The 19,999-nt window shown below is 74.1% G+C and carries 18 protein-coding genes; 9 read left to right on the forward strand and 9 right to left on the reverse strand.

Annotation, left to right across the window (positions count from 1 at the left end; genetic code table 11):
- Positions 1–9 precede the first annotated feature (9 nt).
- Positions 10–543, forward strand: coding sequence for a hypothetical protein (locus tag IEW03_RS13480; RefSeq protein WP_188524222.1), 534 nt, complete (start codon positions 10–12; stop codon positions 541–543).
- Positions 544–559: 16 nt separating this feature from the next.
- On the opposite strand, the gene IEW03_RS13485 is transcribed toward IEW03_RS13480, so the two are convergent.
- Positions 560–847 carry an SHOCT domain-containing protein gene (locus tag IEW03_RS13485; RefSeq protein ID WP_188524223.1) on the reverse strand — a complete coding sequence of 96 codons (288 nt, stop codon included), beginning with the start codon at positions 845–847 and terminating at the stop codon, positions 560–562.
- A gap of 28 nt (positions 848–875) precedes the next feature.
- Entirely contained in the window at positions 876–1,322 is a 447-nt protein-coding gene (locus IEW03_RS13490) for a DUF6325 family protein (RefSeq protein WP_188524224.1), read from the reverse strand.
- A gap of 179 nt (positions 1,323–1,501) precedes the next feature.
- On the opposite strand from IEW03_RS13490, the gene IEW03_RS13495 reads away from it, so the two are divergent.
- On the forward strand, positions 1,502–4,213 hold the full coding sequence (locus IEW03_RS13495; RefSeq protein WP_188524225.1) for a cation-translocating P-type ATPase: 2,712 nt from the start codon (positions 1,502–1,504) through the stop codon (positions 4,211–4,213).
- Between the two features lie 105 nt (positions 4,214–4,318).
- On the opposite strand, the gene IEW03_RS13500 is transcribed toward IEW03_RS13495, so the two are convergent.
- Entirely contained in the window at positions 4,319–5,947 is a 1,629-nt protein-coding gene (locus tag IEW03_RS13500) for an MFS transporter (protein WP_188524226.1), read from the reverse strand.
- A gap of 122 nt (positions 5,948–6,069) precedes the next feature.
- Between IEW03_RS13500 and IEW03_RS13505 the strand changes: the two genes are divergently transcribed.
- Positions 6,070–6,696 (forward strand): SHOCT domain-containing protein, encoded by a 627-nt coding sequence (locus tag IEW03_RS13505; protein ID WP_188524227.1) that lies wholly within the window; start codon positions 6,070–6,072, stop codon positions 6,694–6,696.
- On the opposite strand, the gene IEW03_RS13510 is transcribed toward IEW03_RS13505, so the two are convergent.
- A complete protein-coding gene (locus IEW03_RS13510; RefSeq protein WP_188524228.1) occupies positions 6,669–9,383 on the reverse strand; it encodes a winged helix-turn-helix domain-containing protein in 2,715 nt (904 codons plus the stop codon). The two genes, IEW03_RS13505 and IEW03_RS13510, sit on opposite strands and share 28 nt — an antisense overlap.
- Positions 9,384–9,524: 141 nt before the next feature.
- Here IEW03_RS13510 and IEW03_RS13515 point away from each other — a divergent pair, with 141 nt between their 5' ends.
- A complete protein-coding gene (locus IEW03_RS13515; protein ID WP_188524229.1) occupies positions 9,525–10,964 on the forward strand; it encodes a hypothetical protein in 1,440 nt (479 codons plus the stop codon).
- Here IEW03_RS13515 and IEW03_RS13520 read toward each other — a convergent pair.
- On the reverse strand, positions 10,942–11,322 hold the full coding sequence (locus tag IEW03_RS13520) for an SHOCT domain-containing protein (protein ID WP_188524230.1): 381 nt from the start codon (positions 11,320–11,322) through the stop codon (positions 10,942–10,944). The genes IEW03_RS13515 and IEW03_RS13520 overlap by 23 nt on opposite strands.
- A 206-nt stretch (positions 11,323–11,528) precedes the next feature.
- Here IEW03_RS13520 and IEW03_RS13525 point away from each other — a divergent pair, with 206 nt between their 5' ends.
- On the forward strand, positions 11,529–11,849 hold the full coding sequence (locus IEW03_RS13525; RefSeq protein WP_188524231.1) for a carboxymuconolactone decarboxylase family protein: 321 nt from the start codon (positions 11,529–11,531) through the stop codon (positions 11,847–11,849).
- A 41-nt stretch (positions 11,850–11,890) separates the two neighbouring features.
- Here the strand turns inward: IEW03_RS13525 and IEW03_RS13530 are convergent, their stop codons facing one another.
- A complete protein-coding gene (locus IEW03_RS13530; RefSeq protein WP_188524232.1) occupies positions 11,891–14,140 on the reverse strand; it encodes a helix-turn-helix transcriptional regulator in 2,250 nt (749 codons plus the stop codon).
- A gap of 204 nt (positions 14,141–14,344) precedes the next feature.
- On the opposite strand from IEW03_RS13530, the gene thpD reads away from it, so the two are divergent.
- Positions 14,345–15,253, forward strand: a complete 909-nt coding sequence (gene thpD, locus IEW03_RS13535) for an ectoine hydroxylase (protein ID WP_188524233.1) — start codon at positions 14,345–14,347, stop codon at positions 15,251–15,253.
- 149 nt (positions 15,254–15,402) lie between these two features.
- A complete protein-coding gene (locus IEW03_RS13540) occupies positions 15,403–16,071 on the forward strand; it encodes a DNA alkylation repair protein (protein ID WP_188524234.1) in 669 nt (222 codons plus the stop codon).
- Between the two features lie 45 nt (positions 16,072–16,116).
- On the opposite strand, the gene IEW03_RS13545 is transcribed toward IEW03_RS13540, so the two are convergent.
- Positions 16,117–16,833, reverse strand: a complete 717-nt coding sequence (locus IEW03_RS13545) for a hypothetical protein (protein WP_188524235.1) — start codon at positions 16,831–16,833, stop codon at positions 16,117–16,119.
- A gap of 169 nt (positions 16,834–17,002) precedes the next feature.
- Here IEW03_RS13545 and eno point away from each other — a divergent pair, with 169 nt between their 5' ends.
- Positions 17,003–18,286, forward strand: a complete 1,284-nt coding sequence (gene eno, locus IEW03_RS13550) for a phosphopyruvate hydratase (RefSeq protein WP_188524236.1) — start codon at positions 17,003–17,005, stop codon at positions 18,284–18,286.
- A gap of 135 nt (positions 18,287–18,421) precedes the next feature.
- Here eno and IEW03_RS13555 read toward each other — a convergent pair whose 3' ends face one another.
- A complete protein-coding gene (locus tag IEW03_RS13555) occupies positions 18,422–18,682 on the reverse strand; it encodes a hypothetical protein (protein ID WP_188524237.1) in 261 nt (86 codons plus the stop codon).
- Between the two features lie 91 nt (positions 18,683–18,773).
- Between IEW03_RS13555 and IEW03_RS13560 the strand changes: the two genes are divergently transcribed.
- Positions 18,774–19,190 (forward strand): FtsB family cell division protein, encoded by a 417-nt coding sequence (locus tag IEW03_RS13560; RefSeq protein WP_188524238.1) that lies wholly within the window; start codon positions 18,774–18,776, stop codon positions 19,188–19,190.
- 6 nt (positions 19,191–19,196) lie between these two features.
- Here the strand turns inward: IEW03_RS13560 and IEW03_RS13565 are convergent, their stop codons facing one another.
- Positions 19,197–19,979, reverse strand: a complete 783-nt coding sequence (locus IEW03_RS13565; protein WP_188524239.1) for an IclR family transcriptional regulator — start codon at positions 19,977–19,979, stop codon at positions 19,197–19,199.
- Between the last annotated feature and the right edge of the window lie 20 nt (positions 19,980–19,999).

Consider the following 19,999-nt stretch of genomic DNA (forward strand, 5'->3'; position numbering starts at 1 on the left):
CGACCCGCCGTGCGGACCGACGAGCAGGGGCCAGGAGCCGGGGCGGGCACGCAAGGCCCCGGCGTCGACGAGCGCGAGGAGTTCGAGCACCGTTCCGCGTACCTGTACGGGCTCGTGATCACGGGCTCCGTCCTCGCGGCGGCGCCGGACGGCACGCCCCTCCTGAGGGTCGCGGCCCTCCTCGCCGGGACGCTCTTCGTCTACTGGTGCGCCGAGGCGTACGCGCACCTCATCGCGGCCCGGGCACACCTGCGCCGCACCCTGCGCGCGCACGAACGGCGGGCCGTCGTCGCCGCCGGCCTGCCGCTGGTCGCGGCGTGCGCCGTCCCGGTGCTCGTGATCCTGCTCGAGGCCGTGCTGCGGGTGGACCCGTCGGTCGCCGTCGACGTCGCCCTCGTGGTCAACGTCCTGCTGCTCGTGGGCGTCGGCTGGCGGATGAGCACCGCGAGCGGACTGACGGGGATCCGCCGGCTGGCGTCGACCGCCCTGTCGGGGCTGCTGGGTGTCGTGATGATCGTGCTCAAGCTGTCGTTGCACCACTAGCACGAGCTCGGACAGCTCAGGATCCGAGCAACCTGGCCTTCTGCGCGGCGAACTCGGCGTCGGTGAGCACCCCGTTGTCGCGCAGCTGCCCGAGCCGCTCCAGCTGGGCGATCACGTCGCCGCCTCCGGTCGTCGGGGCAGGGGCCTGCAGCGGCGGGGGTGGCGCGTACTGCTGCGGCGGGGGCGCCGTCTGGTCCTCCTGCGCCGCCCAGCGCCCGGCCTGGCGCCGGGACACCCGGTTCGACACCGCTGTCGCCGTCCCCGCGACCACCGCGGTCCGTGCCATGCCTCGGATCAGTCCCATCTCGTCCCTCCATCAGGTCGGTGGCGCCTCACGCCGGCGCCTCGCTGGCCTCGAGCGTCTCGAGCGCCGCGACGACGTCGTCGGCCGGGATCCGGCCGCTCGCGACCATCTCGGCGCCGGCCTCGCGCATCGCCGTGACGAACGGGCCCGCCCACGTGTTCTCGTACACGATCAGGCCGACCGCGTTGCCGGGGGCGACCAGACGGGCGCTCTCGGCGAGGTCGTCGTCGTCCAGGAGACCGGATCGGGCGCCCTCGAAGACGGCCAGGTCGAGCTCGCCGTCGTCGTCGAGGTCTGTGAGGGCGACACCCATGACGTCGCCGGACTCGGTCACCGTGGCCACCCGGAGGTCCAGGATCCGGATGATCCCTCGCTCGACCAGGTCCAGCAGCGCGGCCAGGCCCTTGCCCCGCAGCCTTGCGCCCGGGAACTCCACGGCGAGGTAGTCGATCGGTCCTACGTCCTGCGTGGTCATCGGTGGTCCTCCTGAGGTGGTGGTCCTCGAGCGCCGGGCGCCGTCGCGTCGCGCCGCGACTGGAAGGCTGACACCGGGACGGGTGGTCGCACCCCACCCCGCGAGGGGTGGAGCCCCACCACCCGGACTCCGGACAGGATCGGTCGTGATGCTGCCCCGCCCGACGACCGGAGCCGACGATGACGAGCACCGCACCGAGATCCCGCCCCGTGGTCGACCCGGTTGGCGCTGCGGCCCAGGACGTGGCGCGCGGCCTCGGCGTCGACCCGCCGCGGGGGCTGTCGGCCGACCAGGTGCGGTCCCGGCTCGCCGAGCACGGCCCCAACGAGCTGGCCGCGGCGAAGGGGGAGCCGGGGTGGCGTGCGTTCCTGCGCCAGTACGAGGACTTCATGCAGGTGGTGCTGCTGGTCGCCGCGGCGGTGAACCAGCTCGTCACGGGTGACGCCGGGACGACGGCGGTGCTGGCCGGGCTCACGGTGTTCAACGCGGTGATCGGTCTCCGGCAGGAGGCCAAGGCCGAAGAGAGCGTCAAGGCGTTGGCACAGATGATGCGGACGGTCTGCCGGGTCCGCCGTGACGGCCAGGCGGTCGAGATCGACGCGGCCCGGCTGGTGCCCGGCGACGTCGTCCTCGTCGAGGCGGGCGACCGGGTGCCCGCCGACGGCCGCCTGTGGCTGGCGGCCTCGCTCGAGGTGGAGGAGGCGGCGCTCACGGGGGAGAGCCTGCCGGTCGCGAAGTCGGTCGCCCCCGTCCCCGGGGACGACGTCCCCCTCGGCGACCGGCTCTGCATGGTCTACATGAACACGTCGGTCACGCGGGGTCGGGGAGAGCTGGTCGTCACGGCGACCGGGATGGACACCGAGATCGGGCACATCGCCGACATGCTGGCGGGTACCGAGACCGGCAGGACGCCGTTGCAGCGCCAGCTCGACTCGCTCTCCAGGATCATCGCGTCGATCGCGGCCGTCGCCCTCGTGCTCGTCGTGATGCTCGGCCTCGCCCAGGGGCAGCCGTTCGACGCGCTCTTCATCACCGGCGTCGCGCTCGCCGTGGCGGCGATCCCGACCGGCCTGCCCGCGGTCGTCACCGCTCTGCTCTCGATGGGCACGCGCGAGATCGCCCGCCGGCACGCCATCGTCAAGCGGCTCCCGGCCGTCGAGACCCTCGGGTCGACGTCGGCGATCTGCTCGGACAAGACGGGCACGCTGACGCTCAACAAGATGACCGCCCGCCAGCTGGTCGTCCCTGGCGAGGGACGCTTCACCGTGACCGGGGAGGGATACGGCACCGACGGGGAGATCCGGCACGTCGGGGGGCAGGGCTTCGACCTCGACCCCTACCTGCTGCCGATGGTCCTGTGCGCGGACGCCGTCCTCGACGGCGAGAGCCTCGTCGGCGACCCGACGGAGGGCGCGCTGGTCGTGCTGGGCGCGAAGGGCGGGCTGGACGTCGACGCGACCCGGGCTGCGCTCCCGCGCGTCGCCGAGGTGCCGTTCGACTCCGCGCACAAGTTCATGGCGACGTTCCACGAGATGACGACCGGCGACGGGCGCCGCGTGGTCCGCTGCTACGTGAAGGGCGCCCCGGACGTCCTGATCGCCCGGTCCACCACGGTGCGGCGCCCGGACGGCACCGTGTCGCCGATCACCGACGACGAGCGGGACCGCGCGCTCGCCGCCAACGACGCCATCGCGAGCGCGGGCGAGCGGGTGATGGTGGTCGCCCAGCGCGACCTGGAGCCCGCGGCCGTCCGCGCCGGCGGGGAGCTGATCGACCTCGTCGACGAGCTCACGCTGCTCGCGATGGTCGGCATCGTCGACCCGCCCCGGCCGGAGGCGAAGGCCGCCATCGCCGAGTGCCGCGAGGCCGGGATCCGCGTGCGGATGATCACCGGCGACCACGTGACGACGGCCGCCGCCATCGCGGCCGAGCTCGGGATCGAGGGTCGGGCCGTGACGGGCCGGGAGTTCGCCGCGGCGAGCGACGAGCGGCTGCTCGACGAGCTCGACGACGTCGGCGTCGTCGCGCGGGTCGCCCCGGAGGACAAGGTGCGGCTGGTGCGGCTCCTCCAGCAGCGGGGCGACGTCGTCGCGATGACGGGCGACGGCGTCAACGACGCCCCAGCGCTGAAGACGGCGGACATCGGCGTCGCCATGGGCATCACCGGCACGGAGGTCTCGAAGGAGGCCGCCGTCATGGTGCTCACCGACGACAACTTCGCCACGATCGTCGGGGCGGTGTCCTACGGCCGCGCCCTCTACGACAACCTCGTGAAGTACCTGCGCTTCCAGATGTCGACGCTCGTCGCCTACATCGCGATCTTCCTCGGGGCCGGCACCCTGGGCATCGCCGCCGGGGTGCCGTTGAACCCCCTGCAGATCCTGTGGCTCAACATGGTCATCGACATCCCGCTCGCCATCGCGCTGGGCTTCGACCGGCCCGCGCGAGGGCTGATGTCGCGGCCCCCGCGACCGGTCTCCGCCCCGGTGCTCTCGCGGGCGAGCTGGTTCCGGCTGTGCGCGCAGGGCGCCGTCATGACCGTCGGCGCGCTGGTCGCGTACCAGATCGGCGCGGGCGACGGTGGTGCGCTCGTCGCGACGACGATGCTGCTCACGACGCTGTCGCTCTTCCACCTCGCCGGCGCCCTGCTCTCGCGTGACCCGCAGGGCACGATCTTCGACCGCGAGGCCCTGCCGGGCGCAGTCCAGCTGCGTCGGTACGGCCTCGCGCTGCTCGCGATCGTCGCCGTGACCGGGGTCGACCTGCTCGCGCGGATCTTCGGCACCACCGGCCTGTCGTTCGAGCAGTGGTCCGTCTGCGTCGGCCTCGCGTGCACCCTGGTCGTGCTGGAGGAGCTGTGGAAGCTCGTCGCCCGCCGGAGGTCCCGATGACCGCGCTCCCGTCGTACGACACCGATCAGCTCGCCGGGCTGCTCGACGACACGCAGCGGACGATGCTGGGCGGGGCTCGCCGGGCGGTTGAGCGTCGTCTCGGCCCTATGCGGAGGGCTCGGGCTCCCTTCCGCCGGCGGGCTCGGTCGGCAGCAGCCGGGTGAGGACGACCGCCACCGCGGCCAGGACGGCCAGCACCGCCAGGCTCGTGCGGAGCCCGTCGATCCGGGCCGCCGCGTTCTCCTCGACCACGGCGTCGACCTGGTCCGCCGGCAGCCCTGCCTCGGCCAGCCCGGTCTCCAGCTGCGCGTCGGACAGGAACGGGATGCCGCCGGCCAGCTGGACCGTGGCGGTCGCGGCCAGGTCGTCCGGCACGGCGGGGTTGTCCTCGACGCCGAGGAGGAAGCTCGTGGTGAGCGCGCCGATCAGCACCGACCCGGCCAGCGCGGTGCCGAGCGACGCCCCGAGGTTGGTCGAGGTGTTCTGCAGGCCACCGACCTCGCCGCTGAGCCGGTCGGGGACCGCGGAGACGGTGACCGCGCCGAGCTGGGAGGCGAGGGCCCCCACCCCGAGCCCCGCGAGCAGCAGGGGGACCGAGACGATCTCCGGGCCGGCCCCGAGGTCGAGCGCCAGGATCAGGGAGACGATGCCGGCCAGCAGCGCGACGAGACCGACCGTGACGACGCGGCGCGGAGAGGCCCGCGGCCACAGCTTCGGGACCGCGACGGCGGCGAGGAGCAGCGTCACCGACAGCGGCAGCAGCCGCAGCCCGGTCTCGAACGCGCTGAGCCCGAGCGCCACCGAGAGGTACAGCGGGATCGTGAAGAACAACCCGGCCTGGAGGAGGAACTGGAAGCCGAACATCACGAGGCCGCCGACCAGGCGCGCGTCGTGCAGCAGGGTGACGTCCACGAGCGGCTCCTGGCCGCGCGCCACCCTCCGCGCCTGCCACCAGAAGAACACCCGGAGCACCAGCAGGCCCGCGACGATCAGCAGCAGCGTCGCGGAGATCCCCCCGATCCCCGGCGCGCCCGGCTTCGCCCGGACCCACCCCCACTCGCTCGAGCGGAGCACGCCGAACACCGCGACCCCGAGCCCGAGGGCCGAGAGCACGACGCCGACGAGGTCGATCCGGGACCGGGCGGCCGGCACCGCGTCCTGGATCCGGCGCGTGAGCACGAGGATCGCGGCGACGACCACCACCTCGCCCGCAAACACCAGCCGCCACGTCCAGAAGGTGGTCACCGCGCCGCCGACCAGGGGTCCGACGGCGACGGCGATCGCGCCCGCGGAGGCGACCAGTCCGTAGGCGCGGGGTCGTCCGTCGGGCGCGAAGTTGGACGCGACCAGCGCGACGATGGCGGGCATGATGAGCGCGGCGCCGAGCCCTTCGAGCACCGACCACCCGAGGATCAGCACGCCCAGGTTGGGGGCGAGGGCGGTGATCAGCGAGCCGGCCCCGTAGATCACGCAGCCGATCGAGAAGGCCTTGCGTCGGCCGATCATGGTGCCGATCTTGCCGCCGGTGATCATCATCGTGGCCATCACGAGCGTGTAGAGCGTGATCGCGGTCTGCACCCCGGTCACGGTGGTCCCGACCTCCTCGGCGACCTGCGCGATCGAGACGTTCATGACCGAGCTGTCCAGGGTCATGAGGAACTGGCCCGACGCCAGCGTGAGCAGCACGATCCCCGCGCCCGCGGCCGTCCGTCCCGTCGTCGGCTCCGTCGCCATCGCACGAGCATCCGACCGTGCCGGGTGGTCCCGCGCCATCCGCTCGGGGGTGGTGCCCGCCCACCCGCGCCCGGGCCAGCATGGCGCGTGCGGGAGGCGACGACGGCGGGACAGGAGATCCCATGACCGAGGTGCCGGTGGTGGACGCGGCCGCGGGGCCGGACGCCGACCTGCTCGAGTACCTCCTGGTCGCCGTTCCCACCGCCGGTCGGCTCGACGGCGTCGTCGCGACGGTGGCCGGGCTGGTCCGGTCGGGACGGATCGGGCTGATCGACGTGGTGCTGCTGCACCGCGCCGAGGACCAAGCATCTGTCGCGGTGCGGTCGTGGCAGGAGTCCGGGCTGCTCGCGCCGCTCGCCGGGCTCGCGGACCCGAGGGCGCGGCTCAGCGCGCACGACGTCGCGCTGGCCGCCGTGGCGGTGGAGCCGGGCGTGTCCGCCCTCCTGCTCCTGGTCGAGGACCGCTGGGCCGCCGCGCTCGCGGCCACCGCGCGTGAGGCCGGGGGAAGGGTCCTCGGCGGTGAGCGGGTGGGCCGCGACCGCTTCCGGTCGGCGGTCGGGGCGTCGGTCGACGGTGCGGACCGCTGGGCGATCGCCGACCTGCTGGTACGGGGCCCCGCCACGAGCCTCCGACCGGAGCTCGCCGTGGACCCGGCGGCGCAGCTGCAGACGCTCGCGGAGCTCGTGGACCGCGGCGTCCTCACGCTCGAGCAGTACGAGGCTCAGCGGCGCCGGGTGCTCGACGGCTGATCGTGCCGGTGCGGGCTCACGAGCGCGCGCGCGACCTCGGCCGCCTCGGCACGCGACGCGCACCCGAGCTCGCGGTAGACCGCCTTGAGGTGGAACTTCAGCGTGTTCACGGAGATGAACAGCTCGTCGGCGATCTCCCGCAGCGTGAGCCGGCTCGGCAGCATCCGCAGGATCCCGAGCTGACGCTCGGTCAGGGTCCGGGCGAGCTCGGCCGCCGATGCGCCCCACGCGGTTGCGCCGTGCGCGGGGGCGCGCCGTAGCCGGGCCAGCCACGTCTGCGGAACGCGCCACGCCAGCCGTTCGATCGACTCGACGACGTCCGGACCCTCGGCGGCGACGGTCTGGACGAGGCCGTGCGCGGCGGCGAGCTCGGCTGCCCGCAGGAGGAAGGACTCGCCGTCCGCCGCGCTCGTCACGGTCCTGCTGAGCAGCAGGTCGCGGACCACGTGGTGGCGCACGCACCGGGGCTCGACCTCGCGCAGCTCGGCCGCGACGGCCTCGGTGTCGCCCTCGGCCAGGTGTATCCGCGCGGCCTTGACGCCCGCCCAGAACGGGTCGTCCACCTGGGCCACCCAGCGCCATGCTTCGTCCGTCCGTCCGGCGGCCAGGGCCAGGAGCGTGCCCGTGCGGGCCAGCCAGCTGCGGCCCCCCGGTCCCGACACCTCGGTGTCCACGATCTCGGCCGCCTGGCCGAACGACCGCTCGGCCGCTTCGAGGTCGTCCCGGTCGAGCCACGACCGGGTGAGCTCGAGGCACGCCAGCAACCGGCAGTGCGGCGCCAGGTCGCAGCCGGTCGCCGCGAGTCGCAGCAGTGCCGGGAACGCCGCAGGCATGTCGCCGATCTCGCGGTGGGCGATCGCCTCGGCGGTCAGGAGCTCCGCGCGCAGCATGGTGAGGTTCGACTCCTCGGAGCCCTGCCGGGCACCCGCGACGAGACGCAGGGCGTCGACCGGGTGCCCGGCCAGAGCGTCGCCGAGGGCCCGCGTGCCCTCGAAGCCGAGCCGCCGCTCAGGCGCGGCACTGATCGTCGACGCGACCTTGCGCACCTCCGCGCTCGCGTCGTCCCAGCGTTCGGTGAGCGCGATCTCGCGGGCCACCAGGTTCCAGCCGTACCGGACGACGGGGTCGAGCAGCCAGGGCTCGCCGATCGTCGCGAGCGCGGCGCGAGCGAGCCCGGCGCCGTCGGCCCAGTCGCCGCGGACGGTGGCCCCGACCGCCTGCAGCATCCGGAGCCGTGCGCTCGGGACCGGACCGCTGCTTGCGCCCGTGTCGAGGTCGGCGCCTTCGTCCGTCCGGGTGACCAGGTCGTCGACGGTCCGGAGGAACTGGTCCCGGTCGACGTACAGCCGGCACCAGGCGAGGTCGACGACGGCGGCGAGGTCGTCCCCGGCGACGCCCTCCGGGATCGCGGCGACCGTGCGCCGGACGGTGGCCTCGAGCCCGTTGTCGTAGAGCTCAGCGACGCACGACGCGAGCAGCCGCAGCGCCTCGCGGTGCGCGCCCGCACGCAGCAGCTGCTCCAGGGCCGGCACCGGCCGGCCGTGCTCCCCGTACCAACCCGCGGCGCTCCGGTGCAGCGCCGCGACCCGCTCGGGTGACCGCCGGCGCTGCACCGCGACGAGGGACTCCCGCACGAGGGCGTGCGTCTCGTACGCCCCGGAGGGCTCGATGCGGGCGGTGAACAGGCCGCTCTCCTCGGCGCGGGCCAGGAGGTCGGGCGCGTCGGCGCGACCCGTGAGCGCCTCCGCGAGACCCGGGTCGACGCGCTCCACGACGGCGGTCGACTCCAGCACGCCGACCACGTCGGGCGGCTCGCCCTGCAGGATCTCGTGCCAGACGTAGTCCTCCAGGTTCCGGGCGCCGTCGTCCGGCGGCGGGGCGCCGGGACCGGCAGCGGTGTCGGCCGCCCGGGCCTCGGCCGCCCGGGCCGCGAGCGCCGTGAGCTGGATGCTGGCGGCCCAGCCGCCCGCCCGCACGGCCGCGGCGTCCACCTGGTCGGCGGGCAGCCCGGGTGCCAGCCGGGCGAGCATCTCGGCCGCCTCGTCGAACGAGAACCGCAGCTCCGGAAACCGGACCTCCCCGAGCATCCCCCGGGCCCGGAGCCGGTCCACCGGGAGCCGCGGGAGCCGCCGGCTCGCCACGACGACGCGCAACCAGCCGGGCAGGTGCTGGAGGAAGACCGCGAGGGAGGCGTTCACGTCGTCCTCGTCGTCGACGAGCTGAAGGTCGTCGATCACCAGCACGCGGGCGTCGTACGGGCGCTTCTCGAGGTCGTCGAGGAGCACCCCCACGGCGTCGAGGAGCGCCCCCTGGCGCCGCAGCAGGGGCGTCGCCTGCGTCGCGCACCCGGGCGCGATCCCCTCGAGCGCGGCGAGGATCCCCGCCCAGAGCTGCGCGGCGTCGCGGTCGGGCTCGTCGACGGAGAGCCACGCGTGCGGCAGGGCCGTGCCGGCGACCCACTCGCGCAGCAGGGACGTCTTGCCGGAACCGGCCGGGGCGACGACGAGCGTCACCGGCGCGCGCACCGCCGCGTCGAGGAGCGTGACGAGGCGTGGCCTCGCCACGAGGTACTCGGGGTTCACCGCCGGGCGCAGCTTGGCCTGGTGGACCGTCGAGACGAGTCCGCGCGCGGGGGCGGGCACGGTGTCGAGGTCCGTGGTCGCGAACTCGTCGTGGTCACCCGTCATCTGCGGCTCCGCCGGTCGTGTTACCAGCAGCCTCGGGCCTGCCGCGCACGGAGCCATCACCTGTTCTGGGTGATGTCGTGCAGCGATCGCCTCCCTAGCGTCGACGGTGTCCGTGCGACGAGCACGGCATCGGAGGGCAACGTGGAGCACAGACCGTCCGCCGCGGTGGCCGCGGGAGTGGACGCGCACACGGCAGGGGCGGCCGGCGGCCCGCCTGACGTCGCCGCACGGCTCGCGGACCTGGAGCGGGAGAACGCGGACCTGCGTCGGCGGCTTCTCGAGCTGTCGGACGACGGACGACGGCCACCGGCGTCGGGCGGTGGGCCACGTACGGCCCGGCACCGGTGGCGCAGCGCCACAGCCGTCGTCCTCCTCGTGCTGGGCACGCTGCTGGCGCCGGCGGGGGCGATCGCGGCGTGGGCCAAGGGCCAGCTCACCGACACCGACGCCTACGCCGCCACGGTCGCGCCGCTCGCGAGCGACCCCGTCGTGCAGTCCGCCGTGTCCGGGCGGCTCACGGAGGCCGTGATGTCGCGGATCGACGTGGGCGCGCTGCTCGACGACGTCGTGACAGGCCTGGACGAGGCGGACGTCGCACCGCGTGCCGTGACGGCGCTCGGCGCCCTCGAGGCGCCGCTGACGAGCGGCGTCGAGTCGTTCGTGCGCAGCGCCGCCGACCGCGTCGTGACCAGCGACGCGTTCGTCACCGCCTGGGAGCGGGCGAACCGGGTGGCGCACGAGGAGCTCGTCGCCGTGATGGAAGGACAGGGCGGCGACCTGGTCCAGGTCGGCCGGGACGGCCAGCTGACGATCCAGCTCGCGGGGATGATCGAGCTGCTCAAGGAGCGGCTCGTCGAGCGTGGGCTGGACGTGGCCGCGAACATCCCCACGGTGGACGCGACGTTCGTGATCATGGAGACGACCCAGCTGGTCGAGATCCAGAACCGGTACGGGCAGCTGGTCACCCTGACCACGTGGCTGCCGTGGGTCGCGCTGGGCCTCCTGGCCGCCGGCGTCCTCGTCTCGACGCACCGGCTGCGCACCCTGATGGTGGCCGGGCTGGCGCTGGCGGCGGCGATGGTGGCGCTGGGCATCGCCCTCGCGCTGGCGCGGAGCCTGTACCTCGGCGCCCTCAGCGACGTCGTCGTCCGTCTCGACGCCGCCGAGGTGGTGTTCGACCAGGTCGCGTCACCTCTGCGGGGCACGCTGCGCACCGCCGGCGTGCTCGGGCTGGTCGTCGCGCTGGCGGCCTTCCTCGCCGGCGGGAGCGCGTCGGCACGGAGCCTGCGCGCCGGGGCCGGCCGAGGCTTCGCGTCCGCCCGCACCTGGGGCGAGACACGGGGCTGGACGACAGGCGCGGTGGGTCTCTGGCTCGGGCGGCACCGCAGCTTCGCCCGGGCGGTGGTGATCGCCGTCGCGGCACTGGTCCTGCTGCTCGCCGCCGACCCGACGGCGGGTCTGGTGATCGGCACCGCCGTCGTCGCGGGGGCGGTGGTCGCCCTGCTGGAGCTCCTCGCCCGACCGGCCGACGAGGCCCGACCGGGCGAGGACCTGCCCGTCAGCCCAGCGCCTTCTCCTTGAGCGCGACGAACTCCTTGTCGTCGATCACGCCGGCGTCGTACAGGCCCTTGGCCTCGGTGATCTGCGAGGCGGCGGTCGGCCCGCCGGCCGTCGCGCGGATGTAGGCGTCGGTGTCCTCGCGGGTCCGCGTCATCCTCGCCGACTGCCGCTCGGCCATCCCGCGGCCGCGGACAATGAGGTACACCAGCGCGGAGAGGAACGGGAGCACGATCAGGGCGACCAGCCACAGGGCCTTCCACCACCCGTTCAGGTCCCGGTCGCGGAACAGGTCGCCGATGATGTGGAACAGCACCATGAGGTACATGACGAACGCGAACCACCACAGCATGAGCCAGAACCAGTCCATGAAGCTGTCCATCAGACCTGCCTCCTCGCACGTCGTGGGCCTCGACCGTCACGGCCCTGACCGCAGCGTGCGCCGGAGGCCCGGCCGCCGTCGTCACGCAGACTGCGTGAAATCGCGCAGGTCGCGGGGCAGGTTCACCCGATCAGCGTGATGCGTCCCGCCGTGCTCCGGCGTGTCAATGGACGGGCAGGTCGACCGACGCCGGAGAGGCGAGCCTCGTGGACTACATCGACCGACTGCGGCGGTTCGCCGTGAACGACCCCAGCCTCGACGTCGACCAGCAGGTCGAGCCCACCGCGCTCGACCCCCGGACCGTCGCCGTGGCCCGCCTCGCCGCCCTCGTCGCGGTGGGCGGGGCCGAGCCGACGTACGGGAGCCTGGTCGACGAGGCCGTCACGGCGGGGGCGACGACGTCCGAGATCGTCGACGTCCTCGCCGCCGTCGTGCCGATCGTCGGGCTGCCCGGCGTCGTCGCGGCGGCGCCGAAGCTCGCGCTGGCGCTGGGTCACGACCCGTTCGGCGCGGACTCGCCCGGCTGAGGCCGCCACGCCGACGAGCGGCCACGAGCGGCCACGAGCGGTCACGAGCCGAGCAGGCCCATCGCGAGGGCTCGGTCGACGGCTCCGCTGCGCGAGGTGGTCCCGAGCTTGCGGTAGATCGAGCCCACCTGGGAGCTGGCGGTGTTGCGGGTCACGAACAGCCGCTCCCCGATCTCCCGGATGGTCAGGTGCGTCTGCAGGTACGGCAGGAGCCGCAGCTCGGCGGGCGTGAGCGGCGCACCCGGGCTGCCGTGGACGGGGAGATGCTCGTCGGTGCCGAACGCCTTGCGCAGGTCGTGCGCCTCGTCGACCAGCGACCCCAGCGCCGGCCGGTGCAGCAGGACGTCGTCGACCTCGCGGAGCAGGTGCCGGACGGCGGCGACGTCCCCGGTCGACCAGCTGGCACGTGCGAGCTGGAGCCGGACGCGGACGGCCAGCGTCGGGAAGGCGTAGGTGCAGAAGGCACGCGCCCGCATCCCCTGCGTCAGCCGCCGGCGCGCCTCGTCCACGTCCCCGCGGTGGAGCGCGAGGCGCGCGCCGGCCGCGTACCCGAGGGCGCTCGTCGCGTAGTCGTCCATCCGGTGGGCCGCGACGGCGCCGAGGGCCTGACGGACCCGCTCCGCGGCGAGGTCCCAGCGGTCGTGATCCATGTCGAGCTGCGCGAGCAGCGACTGGCTGAACACGAGGGTGTCCGTGTTGCGGAGGGCGCGCGCCGTGGCGACCGCGTCCTCCAGGTACCGCGTCGCGCCGACGACGTCCCCGGCCAGCAGGAGCGCGTCGCCGGCGAGCGTGAGCGCGGTGTCGCGCCACGGGCTCCACACCGGCTCCTGGCCGAGCGCCAGGCGGGCGTCGTCGATCATCCGCTGCGGCCCGTCGGGGCAGCGCAGCGCCCGGAACATCGCGCGGGCGGAGGTGAACGAGGCGGAGCCGTCGACGGTCTCGCCGTCGAAGGACGCGGCGTCGGCCACGGCGCCCCAGCGCTCGGCCTCGAGGGTGTGCCCCTCGTACACCGCGACGTATCCGGCGAGCACCACGAGCGGGGGGTAGCCGGAGACCGCGTCGTCGCCGAGGGCGTGCAGCCACCGTTCCACTGTCGTGATGCGCCCGGCCTGGAAGTTCGCGGCGACGATCCGTGTGACGAGCCGGACGCAGCGGTCGTGCTCGGGCGTCGCGAGCAGGTGCTCGACCGCCTGCTCGGGGGAGCCGTGCGCCTCGAACCAGTCGGCGGCGCGGACCCGCAGGGTGTCGGCGAGACCAGGCTCGGCGTCCTCCAGCTCTCCGAGGAGGAACTCCCGGAAGAGGGCGTGGTAGCGGTAGAGCTCGCGACTCCGGTCGAGGGGGACGAGGAACAGGCTCGACGCCTCGAGCCGCCGCAGCAGGCGCCGTGACGAGCCCTCCCCGGTGACCACTTCGCACAGCGGGCCGGACAGGGTGTCCAGCACGGCCGAGCGGCGCAGGAAGCGCCGCATCGACGCGGGCAGCCGGCGGAACGTCTCGCGCTGCAGGTAGTCGGCGATGTACGGGTCCGCGCCCGTGACGGGCAGCTCCCGCGGGTCGCGGTGCCGCGCGACGAGCGAGGCGAGGTACACGCCCGCCGGCCAGCCCTCGGTGCGCTCCGTCACCGCGGCGGCCACCTCCCGCGAGACAGGGACGTGCGAGGCCTCGAACACCCGCTCGGTGCCGGCGACGTCGAGCACGAGGTCGACGGCGGTGAGCTCGAGGGCGTCGCCCGAGGCGCGGAGCCGCGGCAGGTGCGGCTGCTCGGCACGGCTCGCTGCGACGAGCTGCGACCCGGTGGGCACGCCGGCCAGCACGACCCCGAGCACGTCGTGGCAGGCGGGGGAACGGATCTCGTGCAGGTCGTCCAGCACCAGAAGGAACGGCCGGGTGCCGGTGCGCAGGGCGGAAGCCAGCCGCGGCGCCGCGCGGGCGAGCGCGGCCGCGTCGGGACCGACCATGTCCTCGGACAGGTCCGGGTACCGCGGGTCGATGCGGGAGAACGCGGACGCGAGGACGACGAGGAGGGGCAGCGGGCTGTCGTCGGCCCGGTCGAGCGTGACCCAGGCGACCGGCCGGTCGTCGCGTGCCGCCCACTCGGCCAGCAGCGTCGACTTGCCGTAGCCGGCGGGCGCGGTCACGCCGACCACCCGGCGGCGGCTGGCGCGGGCGGCGTCGACGAGACGGGCCCGGCTCACCGTGCCCGGTCGCGGGCGGGGCACGGCGAACTTGGCCTCGAGGAGCCGATGGTCGAGCTCCGCGGACACCCGTGCCGTGCCCGGCTCGTGGCTCACGCCTTCGACTGTAGGAACGGCGCCGGCGCCGGACAACCGCCCGCGGCGTCATTCACCCGCTCGCCGCCGTCGTTGACAGTAACGCCCCTGGTCACGTAGGGAGGGAACTCGTGCGGAGCCGCGCGATCGTCCGCGGACGACGTGCGCCCGCAGCGTGCATGACGACACCACGAACCCGGGACCTCCCGGGAGAGAGGACGAGACATGACCGCGACCATCGACACGACGACGGACGTCTTCCCGACCCGCCTCAGCGCTCCGGGAGAGATGATCGAGCGTCGGCAGCCCACGGTGTGGGGCACGGCCGACGACGGACCGTTCGACGCCCCCGCGCTCGAGGCGCACGCCACGCGCGGGTTCACGATCCTCGAGGACTTCATCACGTCCGAGGAGGTGGCCGGGTACACCGCCGAGCTGGACCGGCTCGCGACCGACAGCTCGCTCGCGGGCGACCCGCGGGTGATCACGGAGCAGGCGTCCGGCGAGGTCCGCTCGGTCTTCGAGGTGACGGCCCTGAGCCGAGCCATCGACGCGCTGAGCCGCGACCCGCGGCTGCTCGACCGGGCCCGGCAGCTCCTCGGCTCCGAGGTCTACCTGCACCAGTCCCGGGTGAACTACATGCCGGGCTACAAGGGCACCGGCTTCTACTGGCACTCGGACTTCGAGACCTGGCACGCGGAGGACGGCATGCCCGCCCCGCGCGCGGTGAGCTGCTCCATCGCGCTCACGCCGAACTTCCCGTACAACGGCGGTCTGATGGTGATGCCGGGCTCGCACCGCACGTACGTCCCGTGCGTGGGCGAGACGCCCGAGAACTACCACGAGGCCTCGCTGAAGGAGCAGCGGATCGGCGTGCCCTCCGAGGACGCGATCACCGACATGGCCCACCGGTACGGCGTCGAGCAGTTCACGGGCCCCGCCGGTTCGGCACTGTGGTTCGACTGCAACATCATGCACGGGTCGGGAAACAACATCACGCCGTTCCCGCGGTCGAACATCTTCCTGGTGTTCAACAGCGTCGAGAACGCGCTGACCGACCCGTACGCGGCCCCCGCGCCGCGGCCGGACCACATCGGCAACCGGGACGTGACACCGCTGCGTCCGCTGTCCTGACCACGGGTCCCTGACGGCGCGGTCCTGAACCGGGCCGGCGCGACGACGACCGGGCCCTGGCCGGCGCACCCCCTGAGGTGCGCGGGCCAGGGCCCGGCCGCGTCCCGGAGCCACCGGTACGGAGCGGGACGACGGCGTACGGTGGCGGCGTGGAGCTCACCGCCGCTGCCCTCGTCGCCGACCTGCGCGCCGTCGCGGACCCTGTCGCGCAGCCGAACCACCACTACGGGGGCGACGGCGAGGTGCTCGGGGTGCGGATGGGGACGCTGTTCGACATCGCGAAGCGGTACACCACGATGCCGCTGGCGGAGGTGCACCGGCTCCTCGACGAGCCCGCGTACGAGCCGCGGATGGCGGCGTTCTGCGTGCTCGACTTCTTCGTGCGCCGCCGGTCGGCGACGGACGGGGAGCGCGCGGCGCGCTACCGCCTCTACCTCGACCGGCACGACCGCATCGACAGCTGGGGGATGGTCGACCGGGCGGCCCCGCGCGTCGTCGGCGGATACCTGAGGGACCGTTCCCGGGAGCCGCTGTTCGACCTCGCCCGCTCGGCGGACCCGCTGCGTCGCCGCACGGCGATGACTGCGCCCCTCGCCTACACGCGGCCGCCGCACCCGGCGGGGATCGCCGACCTCCTGCGGCTGGCGGAGCTGCTCGCCGGCGACCCCGACCCGGTGGTGCGCAATCCGGTCGGCATCGCTCTGCGGCATGCGGGCGGGGCGGATCCCGAGGCCGTGCGTGCCTTCCTCGACCGGCTCGGCGACCGGCTGCCCGCGCCGGTGCGGAGGATGGCGGGCGACAAGCTGCCGGGCACCTGACGACCGCCGGTCCGGCGGCCGAGTGCGGCAGTTGCGACGCAGCGGTCAGGGCCGAGCGGGCCCGGCCCCGGGATCGCCGCCCTCGTGCTCGGCGCCCTGGCCGAGCAGCCCGGCGATGCGCTGCTCGAGCGCCTCGGTCGCGGCGTCGGGCAGGGCGACGATCCCCTCGAGCTCCTTGACGGCCCGCCGGTAGGCCGACTGCCGCTCGGCGTGGGTGGCCCCCTCGTCGTCGGCGAGCGCGAGGAGCGTCTTCGCCCGGTCGAGGGCCTGGCGCTCCGCCGGGGAGAAGTCGGAGGCGCGGCGTCGCTTCGCCTCCCGCTCGGCGACGTCGAAACGCGTCTGCAGCTCGCGGACCGCGGCGCGGTACCGGTCCAGGCGGGGGCGGTCGCGGAGCTCGTCCGGGTCCTGCGGACGCAGCCCCTCGGCGTCCCGCCTGGCGCGGTGGAAGTCGACGGTCACCTGCTCGCGCATGTCCGTCATGACCGGGTACTCGAGGACCTTGACGGCGTCGAGCTCGTAGTCGAGCCAGCGGCGCTCGACCTCGTCGTGCTCGGCCAGCGTCCGCTGGATCTCGCTGGTGAGCGCCTCCTCGGACTCCTTCGCGGCCTGGGCGCCGGCGTGCTTGATCCGGTACATCTCGATCTTGTCCCGGCGGCGGCGCTCGTCCCACTTCTGGGCGCCCTTGACCCAGCCGCCGACGATGCCGCTGAGGGGGAAGACCAGCCACCAGTAGGAACCGACGAAGTCCCAGAATCCGTCCACCTCCCTCACGGTAGCGGTGGGCGCCCGCCCTGTGGTCGCGGGAGACCCTGGGGCCGGCCCGGTCTAGGCTGGGGGCGTCAACCCAGCAGCGTCGCGGGCGTCCGCGGTCCCGGGTACTCGCCTGGGCCGGCCGCGAGGTGCCTGCGAGCCCCCGTCTGAAGGAGCACCTGTGGCAAGCATCGAAGCCGTTGGAGCACGCGAGATCCTGGACTCGCGCGGCAACCCCACCGTGGAGGTGGAGATCGCGCTGGACGACGGCACGTTCGCCCGCGCCGCGGTCCCGTCGGGCGCCTCGACCGGTGCCTTCGAGGCCGTCGAGCGTCGTGACGGCGACAAGGGTCGCTACCTGGGCAAGGGTGTCGAGGGCGCCGTGAACGCCGTCATCGACGACATCGCCCCCGAGCTCATCGGCTACGACGCCGAGGAGCAGCGCATCATCGACCAGACCCTCATCGAGCTGGACGGCACCCCGAACAAGGGCAAGCTGGGCGCGAACGCGATCCTCGGCGTCTCGCTCGCCGTGGCCAAGGCCGCCGCCAAGAGCGCGGGCCTCGACCTGTTCCGCTACGTCGGCGGCCCCAACGCGCACGTGCTGCCGGTGCCGATGATGAACATCATCAACGGCGGCTCCCACGCCGACTCCACGGTCGACTTCCAGGAGTTCATGATCGCGCCGATCGGCGCGCCCACGTTCAAGGAGGCCCTGCGCACGGGCACCGAGGTCTACCACGCCCTCAAGAGCGTGCTGAAGGCCAAGGGCTTCGCGACCGGGCTCGGCGACGAGGGCGGCTTCGCCCCCGACCTGCCCTCGAACGTCGCCGCGCTCGACCTGATCGTGGAGGCGATCGAGAAGGCCGGCTTCGCCCCGGGCTCCGATGTCGCGATCGCGATGGACGTCGCCGCCACCGAGTTCTTCAAGGACGGTGCGTACCGCTTCAAGAACGGCGAGGTGCACTCGACCGAGGACATGATCAAGCTCTACGAGAGCATGGTCGCCAGCTACCCGATCGTGTCGATCGAGGACCCGCTGTCCGAGGACGAGTGGGGCGCCTGGTCGCAGTTCGTCACCGAGGTCGGCGACAAGGTCCAGGTCGTCGGCGACGACCTGTTCGTCACCAACCCGGAGCGCCTCGCCAAGGGCATCGAGCTCAAGGCCGCGAACTCCCTGCTGGTCAAGCTCAACCAGATCGGCACGCTCACCGAGACGCTCGACGCCGTCACGCTCGCGCAGCGCAACGGCTTCACCACGATGACCTCGCACCGCTCCGGCGAGACCGAGGACACCACCATCGCGGACCTGTCCGTGGCCACCAACGCCGGCCAGATCAAGACCGGCGCCACCGCCCGCGGCGAGCGCATCAACAAGTACAACCAGCTCCTGCGCATCGAGGAGGCCCTCGACGACGCCGGCCGGTACGCCGGCCGCAGCGCCTTCCCGCGCTTCCAGGGCTGACGCCCGGAGCGCCAGCTCCCCGCACGTCCGACGACGGCCGGTCACCCCACGGGGGTGGCCGGCCGTCGTCGCCCCACGTCGGGGAGGGGGCGCGCCGACGACCCTCCACGGCGGTGGCGTCCGGTATCGGCAGAATCAGGGGGTGCCCTCCCGTCGCCCGACCCCGCCGCCCTCGCGCCGCCCGGCGTCGCGACCCGGCGGCGCGCGCGGAGGTGCCGGGTCGCGCCCCACCGGTTCCCGTGCGGCCCGCCCCACGACCACGGCGAACGGTGCGGTGGGGGCGCCGCCCGCCTCGAAGACGACCAAGAACACCAAGAGCGGGTCGAAGTCGTCGAAGACGTCGACGTCATCGTCGCCGAGGTCCACGAAGTCCACCAAGGCGACCGGGTCCACCAAGGCCGCGACCTCGCGGGCGTCGTCGGGCCGCGGCTCGAGGCGGCCGGCCGGCCCCGCGAGGGACGAGCGTCGCCGCAGCCGCTACGGGCTCGTGCTGCCCGAGGTGCTGACGGTCCGGCTGCTGGTGCTGTCGGTGGTGGTGCTGCTCGCGGTGGTGCTGCTGCTGCCGACGGTGCGCGGGGCGGTGCAGCAGGCGGGCGACCTCGACCGGCTGCGCGCCGAGCTCGCCGCCAACCAGACCGAGCGCGAGCGGCTGACGGTCGAGCTCGACCGCTGGGACGACCGCTCGTACGTGGAGGAGCAGGCCCGCTCGCGGCTGAGCTACGTCATGCCGTCGGACCGGGTGTGGCGCGTCGTGGACCCGGACGCGGCGGGCCCGGACGACGTCGACCCCGTCACCGGCGAGGCGGTGGACGCCGGCCCGGTGGGCACGTCGGCGGGGCCGGGAGTGCCCTGGTACCAGTCGGTCTGGGAGTCGGTGCAGGTCGCCGACGGCGCCGGCGGCTGACGGCGCTCAGGCCCGCGACCCGCGGTACCCGAGCCCGGTGGAGATGCGGCCGGCGGCGTCGAGCACGACGGGCGCGAGGGTCTCGAGGCGTTGCGGCGGCATGTACGGGCGGGTCGCGGAGACGCTGACGGCGGCGACGATCGACCCCGACGTGTCGCGCACGGGGGCGGCGACGCAGAGGATGCCCGGCTCGTTCTCCTCCAGGTCGAACGCCACGCCGCGGGCCGCGGAGGCCTGCATGACGGTGACGAAGGCGTCCGGGGTGAGCACGTCGTCGGCCGGCGCCAGGTCGGTGTCCACCACGCGACGCTCGGCGACGAAGGTCTCGCTCCACCGGCCGGGGCTGTCGAGCAGCAGGGCCTTGCCGATCCCGGTGCGGGTGAGGGGCATGCGGTGCCCGACCTGCGAGCGCATCTGGGCGCCGCGCGTGCCGGGGATCTTGTCCAGGTAGAGCACCTGCCCGCGGTCCTCGATGGCGAGGTGCACGGTGTCGTGCACCTGCGCGGCGAGGGTCCGCAGCACGGGTGTCGCGACGGACGTCACGGGGTTCTCCTGGAGGGCCTGGTAGCCGAGCTCGATGAGCGCGGGTCCCAGGGCGTAGGCGCCGTCGTCGAGCTGGCGGAGGTACCCCGACGACCGCAGCAGCTGGAGCAGCCGGTGGGTGGTGCTGCGCCCGACGCCGACCTCGGCGGAGATGTCGCGCAGGCGGGAGTGGCCGCGGGCGACCGCGTCCACGACGGCGATGCCGCGGGCGAGCGTCTGGGTGCCGGGCGGTGGGGCGGGGTTCATGGGCGTCACCGTATCCCTAT

The organism is Isoptericola cucumis (assembly GCF_014635665.1).
GTDB classification, from domain to species: Bacteria; Actinomycetota; Actinomycetes; order Actinomycetales; family Cellulomonadaceae; genus Isoptericola; species Isoptericola cucumis.

Coding starts and splice junctions, on each gene's coding strand:
- IEW03_RS13485 (WP_188524223.1), bottom strand. CDS start 847: ATGGGACTGATCCGAGGCATGGCACGGACCGCGGTGGTCGCGGGGACG.
- IEW03_RS13490 (WP_188524224.1), bottom strand. CDS start 1,322: ATGACCACGCAGGACGTAGGACCGATCGACTACCTCGCCGTGGAGTTC.
- IEW03_RS13495 (WP_188524225.1), top strand. CDS start 1,502: ATGACGAGCACCGCACCGAGATCCCGCCCCGTGGTCGACCCGGTTGGC.
- IEW03_RS13500 (WP_188524226.1), bottom strand. CDS start 5,947: ATGGCGACGGAGCCGACGACGGGACGGACGGCCGCGGGCGCGGGGATC.
- IEW03_RS13505 (WP_188524227.1), top strand. CDS start 6,070: ATGACCGAGGTGCCGGTGGTGGACGCGGCCGCGGGGCCGGACGCCGAC.
- IEW03_RS13510 (WP_188524228.1), bottom strand. CDS start 9,383: ATGACGGGTGACCACGACGAGTTCGCGACCACGGACCTCGACACCGTG.
- IEW03_RS13520 (WP_188524230.1), bottom strand. CDS start 11,322: ATGGACAGCTTCATGGACTGGTTCTGGCTCATGCTGTGGTGGTTCGCG.
- thpD (WP_188524233.1), top strand. CDS start 14,345: ATGACCGCGACCATCGACACGACGACGGACGTCTTCCCGACCCGCCTC.
- IEW03_RS13565 (WP_188524239.1), bottom strand. CDS start 19,979: ATGAACCCCGCCCCACCGCCCGGCACCCAGACGCTCGCCCGCGGCATC.